The sequence below is a fragment of the Mycobacterium pseudokansasii genome (assembly GCF_900566075.1).
In the GTDB taxonomy this organism is placed as follows: Bacteria; Actinomycetota; Actinomycetes; order Mycobacteriales; family Mycobacteriaceae; genus Mycobacterium; species Mycobacterium pseudokansasii.
This window is the reverse complement of the sequence record NZ_UPHU01000001.1, coordinates 4613535-4630928: the sequence shown is the minus strand read 5'-3', so window position 1 is coordinate 4630928 and position 17394 is coordinate 4613535. Positions and strand designations below refer to the sequence as shown.

17 protein-coding genes are annotated in these 17394 nt (G+C 67.0%); 8 read left to right on the top strand and 9 right to left on the bottom strand.

Annotated features, from left to right (window positions below; translation table 11 throughout):
• From EET10_RS20790 to EET10_RS20770, 4 genes are all read right to left on the bottom strand, one after another.
• The gene (locus EET10_RS20790; protein ID WP_122502454.1) at nucleotides 1–1644 is read right to left on the bottom strand and encodes an ABC transporter permease; all 1644 of its coding nucleotides are present in this window, start codon (nucleotides 1642–1644) and stop codon (nucleotides 1–3) included.
• The gene (locus EET10_RS20785) at nucleotides 1641–2579 is read right to left on the bottom strand and encodes an ABC transporter ATP-binding protein (protein ID WP_122502453.1); all 939 of its coding nucleotides are present in this window, start codon (nucleotides 2577–2579) and stop codon (nucleotides 1641–1643) included. Before EET10_RS20785 ends, EET10_RS20790 begins: the two co-directional genes overlap by 4 nt.
• Nucleotides 2569–3207 carry a TetR/AcrR family transcriptional regulator gene (locus tag EET10_RS20780; RefSeq protein ID WP_122502452.1) on the bottom strand — a complete coding sequence of 213 codons (639 nt, stop codon included), beginning with the start codon at nucleotides 3205–3207 and terminating at the stop codon, nucleotides 2569–2571. Before EET10_RS20780 ends, EET10_RS20785 begins: the two co-directional genes overlap by 11 nt.
• 596 nt (nucleotides 3208–3803) lie before the next feature.
• Nucleotides 3804–4478 carry an O-methyltransferase gene (locus EET10_RS20770; protein WP_063467432.1) on the bottom strand — a complete coding sequence of 225 codons (675 nt, stop codon included), beginning with the start codon at nucleotides 4476–4478 and terminating at the stop codon, nucleotides 3804–3806.
• 224 nt (nucleotides 4479–4702) lie between these two features.
• Between EET10_RS20770 and sigE the strand changes: the two genes are divergently transcribed.
• The 4 genes from sigE (at nucleotide 4703) to tatB (ending at nucleotide 8186) form a co-directional block, all read left to right on the top strand.
• A complete protein-coding gene (gene sigE / locus EET10_RS20765) occupies nucleotides 4703–5467 on the top strand; it encodes an RNA polymerase sigma factor SigE (RefSeq protein WP_036400518.1) in 765 nt (254 codons plus the stop codon).
• Between the two features lie 185 nt (nucleotides 5468–5652).
• Nucleotides 5653–6045: an anti-sigma E factor RseA gene (rseA, locus tag EET10_RS20760; RefSeq protein ID WP_036400515.1), complete on the top strand. Its 393-nt coding sequence runs from the start codon at nucleotides 5653–5655 to the stop codon at nucleotides 6043–6045.
• A gap of 160 nt (nucleotides 6046–6205) precedes the next feature.
• Nucleotides 6206–7732, top strand: a complete 1527-nt coding sequence (gene htrA, locus EET10_RS20755) for a serine protease HtrA (RefSeq protein WP_036400513.1) — start codon at nucleotides 6206–6208, stop codon at nucleotides 7730–7732.
• Between the two features lie 52 nt (nucleotides 7733–7784).
• Complete coding sequence (tatB, locus tag EET10_RS20750; protein WP_122502451.1) at nucleotides 7785–8186, top strand: Sec-independent protein translocase protein TatB; 402 nt, start codon at nucleotides 7785–7787, stop codon at nucleotides 8184–8186.
• An 8-nt stretch (nucleotides 8187–8194) separates the two neighbouring features.
• Here tatB and EET10_RS20745 read toward each other — a convergent pair whose 3' ends face one another.
• The 5 genes from EET10_RS20745 to EET10_RS20725 form a co-directional block, all read right to left on the bottom strand.
• Nucleotides 8195–9343: an Mrp/NBP35 family ATP-binding protein gene (locus EET10_RS20745; RefSeq protein ID WP_036400781.1), complete on the bottom strand. Its 1149-nt coding sequence runs from the start codon at nucleotides 9341–9343 to the stop codon at nucleotides 8195–8197.
• Nucleotides 9344–9392: 49 nt separating this feature from the next.
• Nucleotides 9393–10784 carry a lytic transglycosylase domain-containing protein gene (locus EET10_RS20740; protein ID WP_122502450.1) on the bottom strand — a complete coding sequence of 464 codons (1392 nt, stop codon included), beginning with the start codon at nucleotides 10782–10784 and terminating at the stop codon, nucleotides 9393–9395.
• A 113-nt stretch (nucleotides 10785–10897) separates the two neighbouring features.
• A complete protein-coding gene (locus tag EET10_RS20735) occupies nucleotides 10898–11440 on the bottom strand; it encodes a DUF1003 domain-containing protein (protein ID WP_122502449.1) in 543 nt (180 codons plus the stop codon).
• Nucleotides 11437–12744 (bottom strand): magnesium transporter MgtE N-terminal domain-containing protein, encoded by a 1308-nt coding sequence (locus EET10_RS20730; RefSeq protein ID WP_122502448.1) that lies wholly within the window; start codon nucleotides 12742–12744, stop codon nucleotides 11437–11439. Before EET10_RS20730 ends, EET10_RS20735 begins: the two co-directional genes overlap by 4 nt.
• 91 nt (nucleotides 12745–12835) lie before the next feature.
• Nucleotides 12836–13498, bottom strand: a complete 663-nt coding sequence (locus EET10_RS20725; RefSeq protein WP_122502835.1) for a DUF4190 domain-containing protein — start codon at nucleotides 13496–13498, stop codon at nucleotides 12836–12838.
• Between the two features lie 226 nt (nucleotides 13499–13724).
• Here EET10_RS20725 and EET10_RS20720 point away from each other — a divergent pair, with 226 nt between their 5' ends.
• The 4 genes from EET10_RS20720 (at nucleotide 13725) to EET10_RS20705 (ending at nucleotide 17392) form a co-directional block, all read left to right on the top strand.
• Complete coding sequence (locus tag EET10_RS20720; RefSeq protein ID WP_023366448.1) at nucleotides 13725–14252, top strand: general stress protein; 528 nt, start codon at nucleotides 13725–13727, stop codon at nucleotides 14250–14252.
• A 71-nt stretch (nucleotides 14253–14323) separates the two neighbouring features.
• Entirely contained in the window at nucleotides 14324–15667 is a 1344-nt protein-coding gene (locus EET10_RS20715; protein WP_081260617.1) for an extracellular solute-binding protein, read from the top strand.
• A gap of 8 nt (nucleotides 15668–15675) precedes the next feature.
• Nucleotides 15676–16563, top strand: a complete 888-nt coding sequence (locus EET10_RS20710; protein WP_036400777.1) for a carbohydrate ABC transporter permease — start codon at nucleotides 15676–15678, stop codon at nucleotides 16561–16563.
• A gap of 4 nt (nucleotides 16564–16567) precedes the next feature.
• Nucleotides 16568–17392, top strand: coding sequence for a carbohydrate ABC transporter permease (locus EET10_RS20705; RefSeq protein WP_099188494.1), 825 nt, complete (start codon nucleotides 16568–16570; stop codon nucleotides 17390–17392).
• Nucleotides 17393–17394 lie beyond the last annotated feature (2 nt).

The window sequence follows — 17394 nt, the reverse complement described above, 5'->3', positions numbered from 1 at the left end:
CTAATTCCGCATGTCACGCCGTTGAAAAGCCATGGCGCCCAGTGTGACCAATCCCGCATCTATAGCCAGCAGCCATAGCAGCGGCTCGGCGGTGAACTCGCTGCCGCCAACTCGCGGAGTGTGTGCGAAAGGTTCCAAATCCAGCACCCACTGCGGGAATCCCGACAACGATCCAAGCAGGTACAACGCGACGAAGCCGACCAGCACGCCCCACGCCACCGGGGTGAACCGCGGTGCCACACCGAACAATGCGATGGTCACCGCGGACAGCAGCCAGACGCCCGGCAGCTGGACCGCTGCGGTGGCGACAGCGGTGGTCAGCTTGCCGCCGAGGTCGCTGGCGGCGGCGCCGTAGGTGAGGCCGGTGACCACGCCGCCGAGCAGTATCGCCGCCGCGGGCGCGGCCAGCGCGATCACCAAATGGCTTGACAGTAGACGAATCCGGGACACCGATCCGGCGAGCAGGGTCTCGGCGCGCTGCGCGAGTTCCTCCTGGTGCAGGCGTAGCGACACCGAGACGGCGAACGCGGCGGAGATCATGCCCAGCATGGTGAAGCCCACCGCGATAAAGGCTTGCTCCAGCACGCTGGTGCCGCCCAACCGCGCGACGATGTCTCGTACCGCGGTGCCACTGCCCAACTCCTGTCCGATGCCGTGCACTACGCTGCCGATCAACAGGCCATAAAGCACCAGTCCCACGGTCCAGACCAGCACCGCGCCGCGGTCAAGCCGCCACGCCAGCCCGAAGACGTTGCCCAGCCAGGGCGCGGCGGTGGCGGGGCCGCCGCGTTCGGCGATGAGCCCGGCGCCGACGTCGCGGCCGGCGAGCAGCCGATAGGCCGCCACGGTCAGCGCGGCGGCCGTCGCCAGATGCAGTAGCAGCACCCACCAGCGATCCCCCGCATAGGGCCTGACCTGAAGCGACCACCCCAGCGGGGAAAACCAGGACAGCGCGCCCGATCCGGCGTCTCCGACGGCCCGTAGCGCGAACACCGTGCCGAGCACGCCGAACGCGACACCGCGGGTCACTCGGGCGCTGGGCGACAGCTGCGCGGCCACGGCGGCCACGGCCGTGAACACCAATCCGGAGCCCGCCAGCGCCGCACCGAAGGCCACCGACCCGGACGGCGCCACGTTGGTGGCGAGCAGCCCCGCCGCACCGATGGCACCGGTAGCGATCGACGCCGAAAACGACAACAGCAGTGCCGCAGTGAGGCTCGCGTAACGGCCGACGGCGGTGGACTCGATCAGCTCGGCACGGCCGGTCTCCTCATCGGCCCGGGTGTGGCGGATCACGGTGAGGATGACCGCCACCGCGATGAGGGTGTGAAACATTCCGGCTTTCCAGATGCCGACGGCGCCGAGACTGTCGTTGTAGACCTGACCGTAGAGCGCTCGTTGGGCCGGGCTGGCCGCGATCGAGGCCACGAACCCCGCGCGATCTTGCTGGGCGGGGTAGACCTTCTCGATACTGCTCACGTACACGGTGGCCAGCGGCACCGAGAGCAGCAACACCCACAGCGGCAACACCACGCGGTCGCGCCGTAGGTAGAGCCGGAGCAATCCGAGCGTGCCGGTGAAAGCCGAGTCGTTCGGAGCCGACTGTGGTTCGGGGCGTGGGCGATTCAGCGTTGCGGTGCTCATGTCGACGGTACCTCCTGGGTGCGTTCGCCAACGTGCGGGCCGACGCTGTAGTGGCGCAGGAACAGTTCCTCGAGCGAAGGTGGTTGGCTGACCAGACTGCGCACCCCGGCGTCGCCGAGCACCCGGACCAGTTCACCCAGGCTTTCGCTGTCGACCTGGGCGCGCACTGTGGTGCCCTCGACGGTGACGTCTTCGACGCCCTTGATCCTGGTGAGATCGCCGGGGTCGCCGATCATTTCGGCCTTGATCGAGGTTCGACTGAGGTGGCGCATGGATTCCAATGAGCCGCTCTCGACGGTCTTGCCGGCCTGAATGATGGTGACCCGTTCGCACAGGGCTTCCGTTTCGGCCAGAATATGGCTGGAGAGCAGGATGGTGACCCCACGGCCGCGTGCTTCCTTGACACATTGCTGAAAGACGTTCTCCATCAACGGGTCCAACCCGCTGGAGGGTTCGTCCAGCAGCAGCAGCCTGGCCCGTGACGAAAATGCCGAAATCAGGGACACCTTCTGGCGGTTGCCTTTCGAATAGGTGCGTACCTTCTTGCGCGGATCGAATTCGAAGCGCTCGATCAAGTCCGCACGAAGCCTCTCGTCGATACCGCCCCGCATCCGAGCCAGCAGTTCGATCGTCTCGCCACCGGTCAACGTTGGCCACAACGTGACATCGCCTGGAACATAGGCAATTTGGCGGTGCAACTCAACCGCGTCCGCCCAGGGGTCACGACCCAGCAGCCGCGCACTGCCGCCGTCAGCCTTCGCCAGGCCTAACAGAATCCGGATGGTGGTCGACTTCCCGGCGCCATTGGGTCCGAGAAAGCCGTGCACCTCGCCTTCGTGCACCGTGAGATCAAGGCCGTCGAGCGCACGCACCACCCCGAAGTTCTTGATCAGGCCCCGAATATCGATGAGGGCCGAGACGTTGTCACTGGACATCGGATTCTCCTTGCTTCTCTTCGGCCAGGAAGGCCTCGTACATGGAGCGATCAGCCAGCAGGCCCTCGGTGTAGACCTCCAGCGCCGGCAGCACCATGTCGCGCGTGTAGTCACGGAGTACGGCACGCAGATCGGTTGGGGTTGCATGCATTTGCAGGTACAACAGAAAGCCGCCGCCCCCGGTGATGGCCAGGTATTTGGCCCTGGCCTGCGGGTCGCGGCTGGGTTTGACGGTGCCGGCGCGCACTCCCTCCTCGAGGTAGTCTTCGGTATTGTCGATCATCTTCTGCCACAACGTCATCGCCAATTCACCGCCCGATTGCATGCTGCGCACCAGGTAGGCCATCAGCGGCGCGTAGGACTCGACTTGGGCGAGCTGGCCGAGCCAGGTGGCCGGGTCGTTGGACTGCATCGCCGTCGACTTTTCGCTGCGGATCTCTTCGGCGACGTAGTCGTCGCAGGCCTTGCGCAGACCCTCCTTGGAGCCGAAGTGGTGGATGACCAGGGCGGCGCTCACTTCCGCGGCTTCGGCGATGGTTCGCAGTCCAACGCCGAAACCGTGCTGACCAAACTGCTCGATCGCCGCATCCCTGATGCGGGCCGCCGCAGTCAAGTCGACTGAACGCATGTTCAGTAGATTAAACGACTGTTCAGTACAAAGTCAAGGAGGCGGCCCGTCTGCGGGCCTCGGTTCGGTTCGGCGAGGCCGCCGACGCGGCAGCGCCTTGTCTGCCGACCGGCTTGTGCGGCAGTTCGATCCGTGATCTTCCGGCTTCGAAACCGTATTAGCGCTGATCATCGGGCTGGCTGTCGGCGCATGAGGGCGTTGAGCCGACGAGATGCCCCGACCTTGGTGCTCTGATTTCGGGCTTCGGCACGGTCGCTACTTCGTGGCTCGCCGCCCTGGGGCCGGGAGCTGAAACTGCGCATGCCGAAGTCGGTGTGACCCGGTCTGCCACGGCACCTGGTGCCCGGGAGACCCAGTTGATTTTCGGGTTCGAGACCTGGCGGCCGGCTGGCACAGGAACACCTGCCACGAATACCACCAGGTATCAGGTCAGCCAGGGGTCTATGCCGAGGGCCCACTTGACCTGGCAACGTTTGTCTGCCGCGGTTTCCCTCATGTGCCCCTGACCGTTGGTCGGTGCGCCTCGCTGGATTATCGGCCTGAGCAGTGCAGCACCGGGTCTGGCGGGGGCGGCGGGGGACACCCGAGCTTGGGCTTTAATCCCGGACGGCGGCCAGCACACCATCACCCAGCGGCACCAGCGCCGGAGTGAGCCGTTCGTCCTCGGCGATCAGTCGGGCCGCCTCCCGGACCGCGGTCACCTCGGCGTCGCGTGCCGCCGGATCACCGGCCCGTCCGCCCAGCGCTGCCCGGTGCACCACGATGACCCCGCCGGGTCGCAGCAACCGCACACCCTCGACCACGTAGTCCGGTTGGTCGACCGGGTCGGCGTCGACGAATACCAGGTCATAGGCTTCGTCGGCGAGTCGGGTCAGCACCTCTTGGGCACGCCCGCCGATCAGTCTGGTGCGCGACGGTCCGATTCCCGCCTCATGGAAGGCCTGCTTGGCGAGTCGCAGGTGCTCGGGCTCGATATCGATCGTGGTCAGCACGCCGTCGGCGCTCATGCCGGACAGCAACCACAGTCCGCTGACACCCGCTCCGGTACCCACTTCGGCGACCGCCTTGCCGCCGCTGAGTCTGGCCAGCAGGCTCAGCAGGGCGCCGACCGCGGGAGTCACCGCTCCGGCGCCGATGTCCATGGCCCGCTCACGGGCGCTGGTCAGGATCGCGTCTTCGGATATCGACCCCTCGGCGTGCGCAGACATCAGGTCGGCTCGACTGGGGGCCTGCGGGCCGGGGGCGACCGAGCTGTCAGCGGTGCCGTCCATGTCGGCAGCGTATGTCGGATCGGCGGCGCCGTCAGGCAGGCGCGCCCGATGGCCGGGCCCTGGCCACGGCGTGTGGCGCTCGCGGACACGCCCGGGATGCGTCGCGCGATCAAGGTCACCACGTCACCGAAAAGCCCAGGAAAATCCAGGTAACGGAATGGTTTCTCAGCTAAAGCTCAGTTTGCTCATATACCGCCCACACGCCGGTACGCGACGGTATCGGTATGGAACGAGGCGGACGCTGGGCGGGGAATACCGAGTGGCAACTTCGCGTTGCCGGAGACGAGCTGCCAACGCTTGATGGCAAGGGAATTCCGGAGGGACACGACATCGCCACTTTGAGCACGACAACCATGTCTCACCCCCGACAGTTCCGCGACGACGAGTGGGTCGAACCGTCCGACGGGTTGCTGGGTACTGCGGTATTCGACGCGACCGGGGACAAGGCCACGATGCCGTCGTGGGACGAGTTGGTACGTCAGCACGCCGACCGGGTGTACCGACTGGCCTATCGGCTTTCCGGCAATCAGCACGATGCCGAGGACCTGACGCAAGAAACGTTCATCAGGGTTTTCCGGTCGGTCCAGAACTACCAGCCGGGGACGTTCGAGGGCTGGTTGCACCGCATCACCACCAACCTGTTTCTCGACATGGTCCGCCGCCGGACCCGCATCCGCATGGAGGCGTTGCCCGAGGATTACGACCGGGTGCCTGCCGACGACCCCAACCCCGAGCAGATCTATCACGACGCACGTCTGGGGCCCGATTTGCAGGCCGCCCTCGATTCACTGCCGCCGGAGTTCCGTGCCGCAGTCGTGTTGTGCGATATCGAGGGTTTGTCCTACGAGGAGATTGGCGCCACCCTCGGTGTCAAGCTCGGCACCGTGCGGAGTCGGATCCACCGCGGACGCCAGGCGTTGCGCGACTATCTTGCCGCTCATCCTGAACACGGCGAGGCTTACGCACGACCGGCCAGGACAGGCGGTTAAGACACGCGCCAGCAGCCAACCATCGGTTTGGCTACCGCATGGTTGCCAACCGGTCCCAAATCCTCGGGTTTTACTCGCTGATGATGGTTATCCGGCACCGAGCCGCGCTACATTCGAAATACCCAAGTGGGAAAAGGCTCGCCAAAGCCTGGAAATTGCTCTAATGCGCTGGGAAGGAGCTGGTGATGGCCGACCGGGGACATGTGTTTCGGCGCGCGTTCTCCTGGCTGCCCACCCAGTTCGCTTCCCAGAGTGATGCCCCGGTCGGCGCGCCGCGCCGGTTCCGGTCCACCGAACACCTCTCCATCGAGGCCATTGCCGCGTTTGTCGACGGTGAGCTGACAATGAACGCCCATTTGCGCGCGGCGCATCACCTGTCGCTGTGCCCGCAGTGCGCCGCCGAAGTAGACGACCACAGCCGCGCTCGTGCCGCGCTACGCGACTCGCGCCCGATCCGCATCCCCAGCACGCTGCTCGGGTTGCTGTCCGAAATCCCGCATCAGCCGTCCGACGACGCAACGCCGCTGCCGGGTCCCTTCGCTCAGCGCGATGTCCGTGGCCAGCGGAAGCGTCGCTAGCTTGGTTGGCTGCACCCCGAATGAATGCCGGCCGGCTGCTGGCTTCAGCCATCAGCAACGTCGCGGATACTAGGGTGGACACCGATAACGCCGCGTCCGGTAGGGCGGGCCGTCGTGGTCCGTGTCGCCAACGCTCAGCAGAGAACCAGAAGAGGATCACGTGACCTCCGACCAAGGCAAAAACAGTGGCAGTACCGGTGTCGGGGACGGCGGCCCCCGCCTGGCGCCGCGTCCCGTCTTTCGGCCACCGGTCGATTCCGCGTCGCGTCAAGCGTTCGGGCGACCATCGGGGGTGCAGGGTTCGTTTGTGGCGGAGCGGGTGCGTCCGCCGAAGTATCAGGACCAGGCCGAGTTCCGGACACACGAGCAACCGCCCGATCCGGTGCTGGAGGAAGCCTTCAGCCGGCCACCCGGCGGCGTCGACTCGCTGCAACGCCATCCCATCGACGCCGGGGCGCTGGCGGCGGAAAAGGACGGCCAACAGGACGAGCCTGATGATCCGTGGCGCGATCCCGCAGCGGCGGCCGCGCTGGGAACCCCGGCACTGACCCCACCGTCACCACACAGCGCGCTGGGCCAGCGGGGCAAGCTTGGCGTGCGCGATGTGCTGTTCGGCGGCAAGGTGTCCTATCTGGCGCTGGTTGTCCTGGCCGTCTTGGCGCTGGTGATCGGGGTGATCGGCGGCGTGATCGGTCGCAAGACCGCCGAAGTCGTCGAGGCGTTCACGACGTCGAAGGTGACCTTGGCGACCAGCGGCAACGCCGAGGAGCCGGCCGGCCGGTTCACCAAGGTGGCCGCGGCGGTCGCCGACTCGGTCGTGACCATCGAGTCCAAGAGCGACCAGGAGGGCATGCAGGGTTCCGGTGTCATCATCGACGGTCGCGGCTACATCGTCACCAACAACCACGTGATCTCCGAAGCCGCCAACAACCCCAGCCAGTTCAAGACGACCGTGGTGTTCAACGACGGCAAGGAGGTACCCGCCAACCTGGTGGGCCGCGACCCCAAGACTGACCTGGCCGTCCTGAAGGTCGACAACGTCGACAACCTGACCGTGGCCCGGCTCGGTGATTCCAACAAGGTCCGGGTCGGCGACGAGGTGCTGGCCGCCGGAGCGCCGCTGGGACTGCGCAGCACCGTGACGCACGGGATCATCAGCGCGCTGCACCGCCCCGTCCCGTTGTCAGGTGAGGGTTCCGACACCGATACGGTGATCGATGCCCTGCAGACCGACGCCTCGATCAACCACGGCAATTCCGGCGGTCCGCTGATCGACATGGATTCGCAGGTGATCGGCATCAATACCGCCGGTAAGTCGCTCTCGGACAGCGCGAGCGGACTGGGCTTCGCCATTCCGGTCAACGAGATGAAGGTGGTCGCCCAAACGCTGATCAAGGACGGAAAGATCGTCCACCCGACGCTGGGTATCAGCACCCGTTCGGTGAGCAACGCGATCGCATCGGGTGCGCAGGTGGCCAACGTGAAGGCCGGAAGCCCCGCTCAGAAGGGCGGAATTCTGGAAAACGATGTGATCGTCAAGATTGGCGACCGTAAGGTGGCCGACTCCGATGAGTTCGTCGTCGCCGTGCGGCAGCTGACCATCGGGCAGGACGCGCCGGTGGAGGTGGTCCGCGAGGGTCGCCACGTCACGCTGACGGTCAAGCCCGAACCCGATACCAGCTCATGATGATCGCAAGCGCGGCGCAGCCGGGCGCAGCGGGTCATCACCGTCCGACCTGATGTTCGCCAACGTCGGCTGGGGGGAGATGCTCGTACTCGTGGTGGTCGGGCTGGTGGTGCTTGGCCCGGAACGGCTCCCCGGTGCGATCCGCTGGACTGCGGGTGCGCTGCGTCAGGCTCGGGAATACCTCAGCGGCGTGACCAATCAGCTACGCGAGGACATGGGGCCTGAATTCGACGACCTTCGCGGGCACATCAGCGAGCTGCAGAAGCTGCGGGGCATGACGCCCCGCGCGGCGCTGACCAAGCACCTGCTCGACGGCGACGATTCCCTCTTCACCGGCAACTTCGACCAGCCGGCCGCCGCGACGCCGGCGCAGCCGGCCCCCCCGTCGCCCGGTGCTGAACGGCCCGTTCCCGACGAGCCCGCACGTCCTCCGTTCGATTCCGACGCGACCTGAACAGCCGCTCAGCGCCGGGTCGGGTCGAGTCCCAGCGACATGCCGGCCAGCCCGCGGCGGCGTGCGGTCAAACCCTCGGCGATGTGGAGCAACTCCTTACCCACCGCCGAGTCCGGCGCACTCAAGACCAGCGGCACGCCCGAGTCACCGGCGGCCACCAGCGCGGGGTCCAGCGGGATCCGACCCAGCAGCGGCACCTCGGCGCCGACCGCACGGGTCAGCCGCTCAGCCACCTGCTGACCTCCGCCCTGGCCGAATACCTGCAGCGTGCTGCCGTCCGGCAGGGTGAGCCCGGACATGTTTTCGACGACGCCGACGATCCGCTGGCGGGTCTGCAGGGCGATGCTGCCGGCCCGTTCGGCCACTTCGGCGGCGGCCAGCTGCGGCGTGGTCACCACCAGGATCTCGGCGTTGGGAATCAGCTGAGCCACCGAAATGGCGACGTCGCCGGTCCCGGGCGGCAGGTCGAGCAGCAGCACGTCCAGATCGCCCCAGAACACGTCGGCCAGGAACTGCTGCAGCGCCCGGTGCAGCATCGGCCCGCGCCACACCACCGGCGCGTTGCCCTCGGTGAATTGCGCGATCGAGATGACCCGCACCTCGTGCGCAATGGGCGGTAGGATCATCGACTCCACCTGCGTGGGCCGGTCGGTGGTACCCATCATCCGGGGAATGGAATGGCCGTGAATGTCGGCATCGAGTACGCCGACCGACAGCCCACGGGCGGCCATCGCCGCGGCGAGGTTGACCGTGACGGTGGACTTGCCGACGCCGCCCTTGCCGGAGGCGACGGCATAGACCCGGGTCAAGGAGCTGGGCTGGGCGAACGGGATGACCGGCTCCCGCGCGTCACCGCGCAGCTGTTTGCGCAACTCGGTGCGCTGCTCGTCGCTCATGACGTCCAGGCTGACCCGGACGGCTCCGGTGCCGGGAACGTCGGACACCGCCCGGGCGACGCGCTCGGTGATTTCCGACTTCTTCGGGCAGGCCGCGGTGGTCAGGTAGATACCGACATGGACCTCGCCCTGCGGGCTGACGTCGATACCCTTGACCATTCCGAGTTCGGTGATGGGTCGCCGTAATTCCGGGTCGATCACTTTCGCCAGCGCAGCGCGGACTGCGGCGGTCAGGTCGGCGTCGTCTTGAGTTTGGGACATCACGCCGAGTTTATGCGGCGGCGGCTCCGGCCCACCGGGCGGTCGACCGTCAGCTCACCGGAGTGAGCACCGGCCCGCCCGGCACGGGCGTGGTGGGCGCCGGGGCATGCGAGGGCCCGGCCGGTTTCGGCGACGCCGAGCCGTTGGGTGCGGGGCTGGCCGGTGCCGGGGCAGCCGGTGGCGCCGGTTGGCCGGGGTCGCCGGGGGGCGGCAACTCGGGTGGCGGGGGAGCGGCGGGCGCAGCCGGCGGTGCGATCACGATGCCCCCGAACGGCACCGGAGGACCTCCGGGCGGACCTGCCTCGGCCGGGTTCTGTGGTGTGATGCAGATCAGCGTGCACCCGGGTTGCGGCGCCTGGGGCTGTGCGGTGGGTTGTTGCAGCCAGGGCCACAGCGCCGGCGGCGTGTTGGCTGGCTGCGGCGGGCCGAAGTCGATCAACGGAATGTGGCCCATAGGGTCGTAGGCGCCCAAGCCGTTGACGTTCATCGGCAGGTTGGGCCCCAGCCCCTCCGGATGCTCCAGGTGCGCGTCGCCGATCGGCGGCGGCGGCCCGGTGATCGGCGGCAGGTCGACCGGCACCACGCCGGTGGCGTACGCCGCCGCCCAGCCCAGCACGTTCTGGGCATAGGGCATCGAGTTGTTGTAGCGCAGGATGGCGGCCATGACCTGCGCGGGGTCCCGCAAGTTCAGTCCGCCGCTGCACAGGTAGCGAGCGGCCGCCAGGGTGGAGTCGAACAGGTTCTGCGGATCGGGTACGCCGTCGTTGTCGCCGTCGACGGCGTAACGAGCCCAGGTGCCGGGCAGGAACTGCATCGGGCCCATCGCGCGGGCGTAGGTGACGCGGTTGCCGATCATGCTTTGGATGATGACCTCGTTGCCGGGCAACGTGCCGTCCAGGGCGGGGCCGTAGATCGGGCTGACGGCGGTACCGCGTGAGTCGACGGCGCCGCCGTTGGCGTGCATCGACTCGATCCGCCCGATCCCGGCCAGGAGGTTCCAGCTGATACCGCAGGCGGGCGCGGCAACGGCCATCTTCTGTTCGGCGTTGCGATAGGCCGTCAGTGCCATGATTGGAATGCCAAGCGCTCCCGGCGAATTGACGATCATGGGCGGCGGTGGGGCCGAGGTGGTGGCCGCAGCGACGTGGAAGCTGGTCGGCGGACGCGGGACGGCGATGACGGTCGGTCCGGACAGGTCGACGAGGGGGGAGGGAGCGACCGCGGCCGCCGGCGTGATGGCGGTGCGTACCGGTGGCGTACGTCCGTGGGATGCAGGTGCCGCGCCGCTGACCGCCCCGGCGAACACCAGGGGGGTAATCATGGCGATGCCGAATACCGGTGACTTCGTGAGGCGCACTACCCGCTGACGCACCGAATCCCACAACTGGGTGGCGCTTTCAGTAACGGCCGGGTGAGCACCCCAGCGGCCCCCTATGCGCACCTCGACCGTCCTCAATTATGCGAGCCGTCGAATAACTATGCTTCTTAGCCTCGTGAACTAGATCACCATACATAACTCTTGTGACGGGAGTGGCGCAATGGGGGTGTTGGTTCTCACAGGGTTTTCCTCGCTCGGCGTTCCGTCCCGTCAGTCGCCCGCGCCGGGTCGGCATCCGGACGGGCAGGCTGCAAATCGGCCATCAGAGTACGCAGGCTCTCCAGTTCGTGCCGCAGGTAGTCCCGCGTCGGGACCTCGCCGATGGCCAACCGCAGGGCAGCCAGCTCCCGGGCCAGGTATTCGGTGTCGGCCTTGGTCTGTGCGCCGCGCCGCCGGTCCTCTTCCAGGGCGACGCGGTCACGGTTTTCCTGACGATTCTGGGCCAGCAGGATCAGCGGCGCCGCGTAGGCGGCCTGGGTGGAAAAGGCCAGATTGAGCAGGATGAAGGGGTAAGGATCCCAGCGCCAGTGGGCTGCGAACAGGTTCACCGCGACCCAGGTCAGCACCGCCAGCGTTTGCAGCAGCAGGTAACGGCCGGTGCCGAAGAACCTCGCGATGCGTTCGGTGGTCTGCCCGACGGTCTCGGGGTCCAGCCGCGGCGTGAACCTGCGCGAGGTCCGCGGGGTATACAGCCGCCGCGGCGTTGGGGGCTTGCTCACAGGTTTCCTCCGGATTTGGCGGGCCGGCCGGCGGGGTCGAGTTGCTGGACGTCCACGCGCCAGTCATGGGGCAGCAGATGGTCGAGCAGGTCGTCGACCGTCACCGCGCCCAGCAGGTGGCTCTGATCGTCGACCACCGGCCCGCACACCAGGTTGTAAGCGGCGAAGTAGCGCGTCACCGCGGCCAGCGGGGTGTCCGGCGTCAGGGTCAGCAGGTCGGTGTCGACGATCCCGCCCACCAGTTCGGCCGGCGGTTCGCGAAGCAGTCGCTGCAGTTGCACGCAACCCAGGTAGTGGCCGGTTGGGGTGGCCGTCGGTGGACGTGCCACGAACACCATGGACGACAGCGCCGGGGTCAGGTCGGGATCGCGGACCCGGGCCAGGGCTTCGGCAACCGACGTGTCCGGGGTGAGGACCACCGGATTCGAGGTCATCAAGCCGCCGGCGGTGTCGGGCGAGTGCTTCAGTAGCCGTCGCACCGAATTGGAGTCGTCGGGATCCATTCGGGTCAGCAACGTCTCGGCATCGTTCGGATTCAGCACCCCGAGCAGGTCGGCGGCGTCATCGGGATCCATCTCCTCCAGCACATCGGCAGCGCGATCGGTCCCCAGTTGGGACAAAACTTCGGCCTGATCCGATTCGGGCAGCTCCTGCAGGATGTCGGCCAGCCGTTCGTTGTCGAGCGCCCGAAACACCTCGTAGCGGCGTTTGGACGGGAGGCCGCGGATGGCGTCGGCGACGTCGACCGGGCGCCGCCCTTCGAACTGGTCCAGCAGTTGTGCCACAGCCTGACCGGGCATGGCCAGGGCAGACGGCGTCAATCCGCGTACGTATTGCCAGTCCACGATGTGTACCGGTCCGCGCCGCCCCAGCCGTCGGTGGGTGCGGACGGCGACCCTGGTCACCAGCCAGTCGCGGGTTCGGGTTTGCTCGATGCCCAGGTCGGTCACCACCAGGTCGGTGTTGGTCAGCTCCGGCAGGGCCGGGTCGTTGACCTTGACGGGCGTGTCGAGTACCTGGCCGATGGCCAGGACCTCACCCGGCCGTTGTTCGAAGTGGCGTAACGACACGTTGCCGGTGGTCAGCGTCACCGCGTCCGGCTCGATCGCGGCGACTCGCAGGATCGGTATGAAGATGCTGCGGCGGGTCGCGAGATCGACCACCAATCCCAGCACACGCGGTTGCTGGCGGACAATGCTGATGCTGATCACGACATCGCGAACCCGGCCGAAGGATTCGCCGAGCGGACCCAGCACCATCATCCGCGACAGCCGCGCCACATACACCCTGTTGACCGAGCCCATGATTGAGAGCGTAAGCAGCCCGATGTCAGTTGCTAACGGGTGCTATGGGTGCTAACGGGTGCTAACGGGTGCTAACGGGTGCTAACGGGTGCTAACGGGAAGGAATGCTGAAGATCGCGACGATCAGATAGACCAGCAGCGTCGCGACGCTGATCACGATGCCGGCAACCGCCAGGCCATAGCCGTCTTCTCGGGTTTGCTTGATCTGGTTGAGCGCAATCGTGCCCATCACGATGGACACGATCGAGCCGATGCAGCAGAACACGCCCACGAACGATGACACCAGCGAGACGATCGCCATCGTGTTGGTGCCCGGCACCGCCGGGCCCGGCGGGGAGTAATAGCCGCCCGTATAGTCCGGCGGCGGGAAATTGCCGCCCGGGTAGGAGGGCGGCGGGTATGCCGCTCCGCCGTACGGCGATGCCATGGGTGCGGGATACGGCCCCGGGTAATCTGCCGGCGGCGCGCCGTAGGGCGAATATCCCGGCGGCGCATAGTTGGTCGGCGAAATGGGCGGCGGATACGCGGGCGCGTAATCGGACGGATACCCCGCCGGGCCAAGCGGGCCGGGCGGATACCCGGGCGGCGGATACGCGGGCGGGTAGTCGGCGGCCGGCGACGATGTTTCCGGGGCCGCCCACGGCGCGCCGGACATGGAGGAACCGGGCTGCTCAGGGCTCTGCTCACCGACCGCGGGAGGTGAGGTCGTGCCGTCGTGGGCACCCTCGTCGGGGGAGCCGCCGGAAGCTGCCATGGTGATCAACCTAGCCGACGGGACCGGGCCTACGCCCGTGTGCTGGCGGGGCCGGGCGCCCCGTGAAATGACGGCAAACGTCTTTGTCGGACACGGCCGTCGCCGGGCGAAATATGGGTAATGCCCGGTGCGAGCGGACCGGTTCGCGGTCGTCCTGATAATGCGGGGACGTCCCGAAGATGAAACGATGGCCAGGGCATAGCAGGGCAGAGGAGAATGAAGACCGATGACTAGCCCATTCCAGCCGGGACAGGTTCCCGGTGCCACACCGCCCACCGGGCCTGCTGGCCGACGGGTTGTGCCCGGATTGCCCACCCCGCCCAAAGGCTGGCCGGTCGGGTCCTATCCGACCTACGCCGAGGCGCAGCGCGCTGTCGACTACCTGTCGGAGCAGGAATTCCCGGTTCAGCAGGTGACCATCGTCGGCGTCGACCTGATGCAGGTGGAGCGGGTGACGGGCCGGCTGACCTGGCCGAAAGTCCTCGGCGGCGGTGTGCTCAGCGGGGCTTGGCTGGGCTTGTTTATCGGTTTGGTGCTCGGCTTCTTCAGCCCCAACCCGTGGGCCGCGCTGGTCACCGGTTTGGTGGCCGGGGTTTTCTTCGGGCTGATCACCTCCGCGGTTCCCTACGCGATGGCTCGCGGTACCCGGGATTTCAGCTCCACCATGCAATTGGTGGCCGGGCGGTATGACGTACTCTGCGATCCGCAAAACGCGGAGAAGGCACGCGATCTGTTGGCGCGTTTGGCGATCTGACGCCGGTGCCGGTGGCGACGGTGGGACGGCGGCCGGGCGCGGCCGTGCTGGCGGCGCTGACGGTCGCATCCATGGTCTCGGCGTGCGGGTCGGGCAGCCAAGGAGTGGTGCTCAGCTTCTACACCCCGGCCACCGACGGGGCGACGTTCACCGCCGTCGCGCAGCGCTGCACCGAGCAGGCCGGCGGCCGATATGTCATCGAGCACGTGAGCCTGCCTCGATCACCCGACCAGCAGCGGTTACAACTGGCCCGGAGGCTGACCGGAAACGACCACACCTTGGACGTGATGGCGACGGACGTCGTCTGGACCGCCGAGTTCGCCGAAGCCGGATGGGCGTTGCCGCTGTCGGAGGATCCCGCCGGGCTGACCGAGGCCGACGCCACCTCCGACACACTGCCGGGTCCGATCAAGACCGCCACCTGGAAGCACCGGCTGTACGCCGCACCTGTCACAACCAATACCCAATTGCTTTGGTATCGGCCGGATTTGGTGCCGCAACCGCCGGGGGATTGGAGTGGCATGCTGGCCGAGGCGGCCCGATTGCGCGCGGCCGGCCAGCCGAGTTGGATCGCGGCGCAGGCCAACCAGGGTGAGGGTCTGGTGGTGTGGTTCAACACCGTGCTGACCAGCGTCGGCGGTCAGGTGCTCGCCGAGGACGGCAAACGGGTCACCCTGACCGACACGCCCGCTCATCGGGCCGCCACCGTCGCCGCGCTACGGGTCCTGAAATCGGTGGCCACCGCACCCGGAGCCGACCCGTCGATCAGCCGCGCGGAGGAGGGCACCGCCCGGCTGGCGTTCGAACAGGGCAAGGCGGCCCTGGAGGTCAACTGGCCGTACGTGTTCGCCTCCATGCTGGAGAACGCGGTCAAAGGTGGGGTGCCGTTTCTGCCGCTCAACCGCCTTCCCGAGTTGGCCGGCAGCGTCAACAGCGTCGGCACCTTCGTGCCCAGCGACGAGCAGTTCCGCATCGCCTATCAGGCCAGCCAGCAGGTGCTCGGCTTCGCGCCCTATCCCGGCGTCCTGCCGGGCCAGCCGGCCAAGGTGACGATCGGCGGGCTGAACCTGGCCGTGGCCAGCACGACCCGCCATAAGGCCGAGGCGTTCGAAGCGGTCCGATGCCTGCGTAACCTGCAGAACCAGAAGTACGTCTCGATCCAGGGCGGTCTTCCCGCGGTACGGTCGTCGCTGTACTCCGACCCGCAGTTTCAGGCGAAGTATCCGATGTACGAGATTATCCGTCAGCAGCTCACCGACGCGGCCGTGCGCCCGGCGACGCCGGCCTACCAGGCGGTGTCGCTGCGGCTGGCGGCGGCACTGAGTCCGGTCACCAAGATCGACCCGGAACGCACCGCCGATGAGATCACCGTGCAGGTGCAGAAGGCCGTCGACGGCACGGGCCTGCTGCCGTGACGGCCGGTATGGTGCGCTCGGGGAACCGCCGGGCCGAACAGCGACTGGCGTTCACCCTGGTGGCACCGGCGGCGCTGTTGATGCTGGTGGTGACGGCCTATCCGATCGGTTACGCGGTGTGGCTCAGCCTGCAGCGCAACAACCTGGCTACCCCCAACGAGACGGCGTTCATCGGATTGGAGAACTACCGAACCATTCTGACCGACCGGTATTGGTGGACGGCGCTGACGGTGACGCTGGCGATCACGGTGGTGTCGGTGACGCTCGAGTTCGTGCTGGGCCTGGCGCTGGCGCTGGTGATGCACCGCACCATGATCGGCCGCGGGGTGGTGCGCACCGCGGTGCTGATCCCGTACGGCATCGTCACGGTGGTCGCGTCGTACAGCTGGTACTACGCCTGGACCCCGGGCACCGGATACCTGGCCAACCTGCTGCCACACGGTAGTGCGCCACTGACCCAACAGGTCCCGTCGCTGGGCGTCGTGGTGATTGCCGAGGTGTGGAAGACGACGCCGTTCATGTCGCTGCTGCTGCTGGCCGGGCTGGCGCTGGTGCCCGAGGATCTGGTGAAGGCCGCGCAAGTCGACGGAGCCGGCGCCTGGCGACGGTTGAGCAAGGTCATCCTGCCGATCATCAAGCCCGCGGTGGTGGTGGCGCTGCTGTTTCGGACGCTGGATGCCTTCCGCATTTTCGACAACATCTATGTGCTGACCGCCGGCGAGAACAACACCGAGTCGGTGTCAATCCTGGGCTATGACAACCTCTTCAAGGGGTTCAACGTCGGTCTCGGCTCGGCGATCAGCGTGTTGATCTTCTGTTGCGTGGGGATCATCGCGCTTGTTTTCATCAAGCTTTTCGGCGCTGCAGCTCCAGGGAGTGACACGCATGGCCGCTGAGTCATTGAGCGCCCGCCGCGCGGTGTTTTGGGCCGTCGTCGACACCTTGGTCGTGGTGTACGCGCTGCTTCCGGTGCTGTGGATTTTCAGCTTGTCACTCAAACCGACGTCAACGGTCAAGGACGGCAAGCTAATTCCGGCGTCGGTGACCCTGGACAACTATCGCGGCGTATTCCGGGGCGAGTTCTTCAGCTCGGCGCTGATCAACTCCATCGGAATCGGGTTGATCACCACCGTGATTGCGGTGGGGCTCGGTGCGATGGCCGCCTATGCCGTGGCCCGGCTGCAGTTTCCGGGCAAGCGGGCGCTGATCGGCGCCACCCTGTTGATCACCATGTTCCCGGCAATTTCGTTGGTGACGCCGCTGTTCAACATCGAGCGCGCTGTCGGCCTGTTCGACACCTGGCCGGGTTTGATCCTGCCGTATATCGCTTTCGCTCTGCCGCTTGCCATTTACACGCTATCGGCCTTCTTCCGGGAGGTCCCCTGGGATCTGGAGAAGGCGGCCAAGATCGACGGCGCGACGCCGGGGCAGGCGTTCCGCAAGGTGATCGCGCCGCTGGCGGCTCCGGGTCTGGTGACCGCCGCGATCCTGGTGTTCATCTTCGCCTGGAACGACCTGCTGCTCGCGCTGTCGCTGACCGCTACCCAGGCGGCGATCACCGCGCCGGTGGCGATCGCCAACTTCACCGGCAGTTCGCAGTTCGAGGAGCCGACGGGATCCATCGCGGCCGGAGCTATGGTGATCACGGTTCCGATCATCGTCTTCGTTCTCGTCTTCCAACGACGGATTGTCGCCGGCTTGACGTCCGGGGCTGTGAAGGGATAGCG

Coding starts and splice junctions, on each gene's coding strand:
- EET10_RS20710 (WP_036400777.1), top strand. CDS start 15,676: ATGGTGCGCTCGGGGAACCGCCGGGCCGAACAGCGACTGGCGTTCACC.
- rseA (WP_036400515.1), top strand. CDS start 5,653: ATGGCCGACCGGGGACATGTGTTTCGGCGCGCGTTCTCCTGGCTGCCC.
- EET10_RS20730 (WP_122502448.1), bottom strand. CDS start 12,744: ATGGGCTCGGTCAACAGGGTGTATGTGGCGCGGCTGTCGCGGATGATG.
- EET10_RS20720 (WP_023366448.1), top strand. CDS start 13,725: ATGACTAGCCCATTCCAGCCGGGACAGGTTCCCGGTGCCACACCGCCC.
- EET10_RS20715 (WP_081260617.1), top strand. CDS start 14,324: ATGGTCTCGGCGTGCGGGTCGGGCAGCCAAGGAGTGGTGCTCAGCTTC.
- sigE (WP_036400518.1), top strand. CDS start 4,703: ATGGAACGAGGCGGACGCTGGGCGGGGAATACCGAGTGGCAACTTCGC.
- EET10_RS20745 (WP_036400781.1), bottom strand. CDS start 9,343: ATGTCCCAAACTCAAGACGACGCCGACCTGACCGCCGCAGTCCGCGCT.
- EET10_RS20725 (WP_122502835.1), bottom strand. CDS start 13,498: ATGGCAGCTTCCGGCGGCTCCCCCGACGAGGGTGCCCACGACGGCACG.
- EET10_RS20790 (WP_122502454.1), bottom strand. CDS start 1,644: ATGAGCACCGCAACGCTGAATCGCCCACGCCCCGAACCACAGTCGGCT.
- tatB (WP_122502451.1), top strand. CDS start 7,785: ATGTTCGCCAACGTCGGCTGGGGGGAGATGCTCGTACTCGTGGTGGTC.
- EET10_RS20780 (WP_122502452.1), bottom strand. CDS start 3,207: ATGCGTTCAGTCGACTTGACTGCGGCGGCCCGCATCAGGGATGCGGCG.
- EET10_RS20785 (WP_122502453.1), bottom strand. CDS start 2,579: ATGTCCAGTGACAACGTCTCGGCCCTCATCGATATTCGGGGCCTGATC.
- EET10_RS20770 (WP_063467432.1), bottom strand. CDS start 4,478: ATGGACGGCACCGCTGACAGCTCGGTCGCCCCCGGCCCGCAGGCCCCC.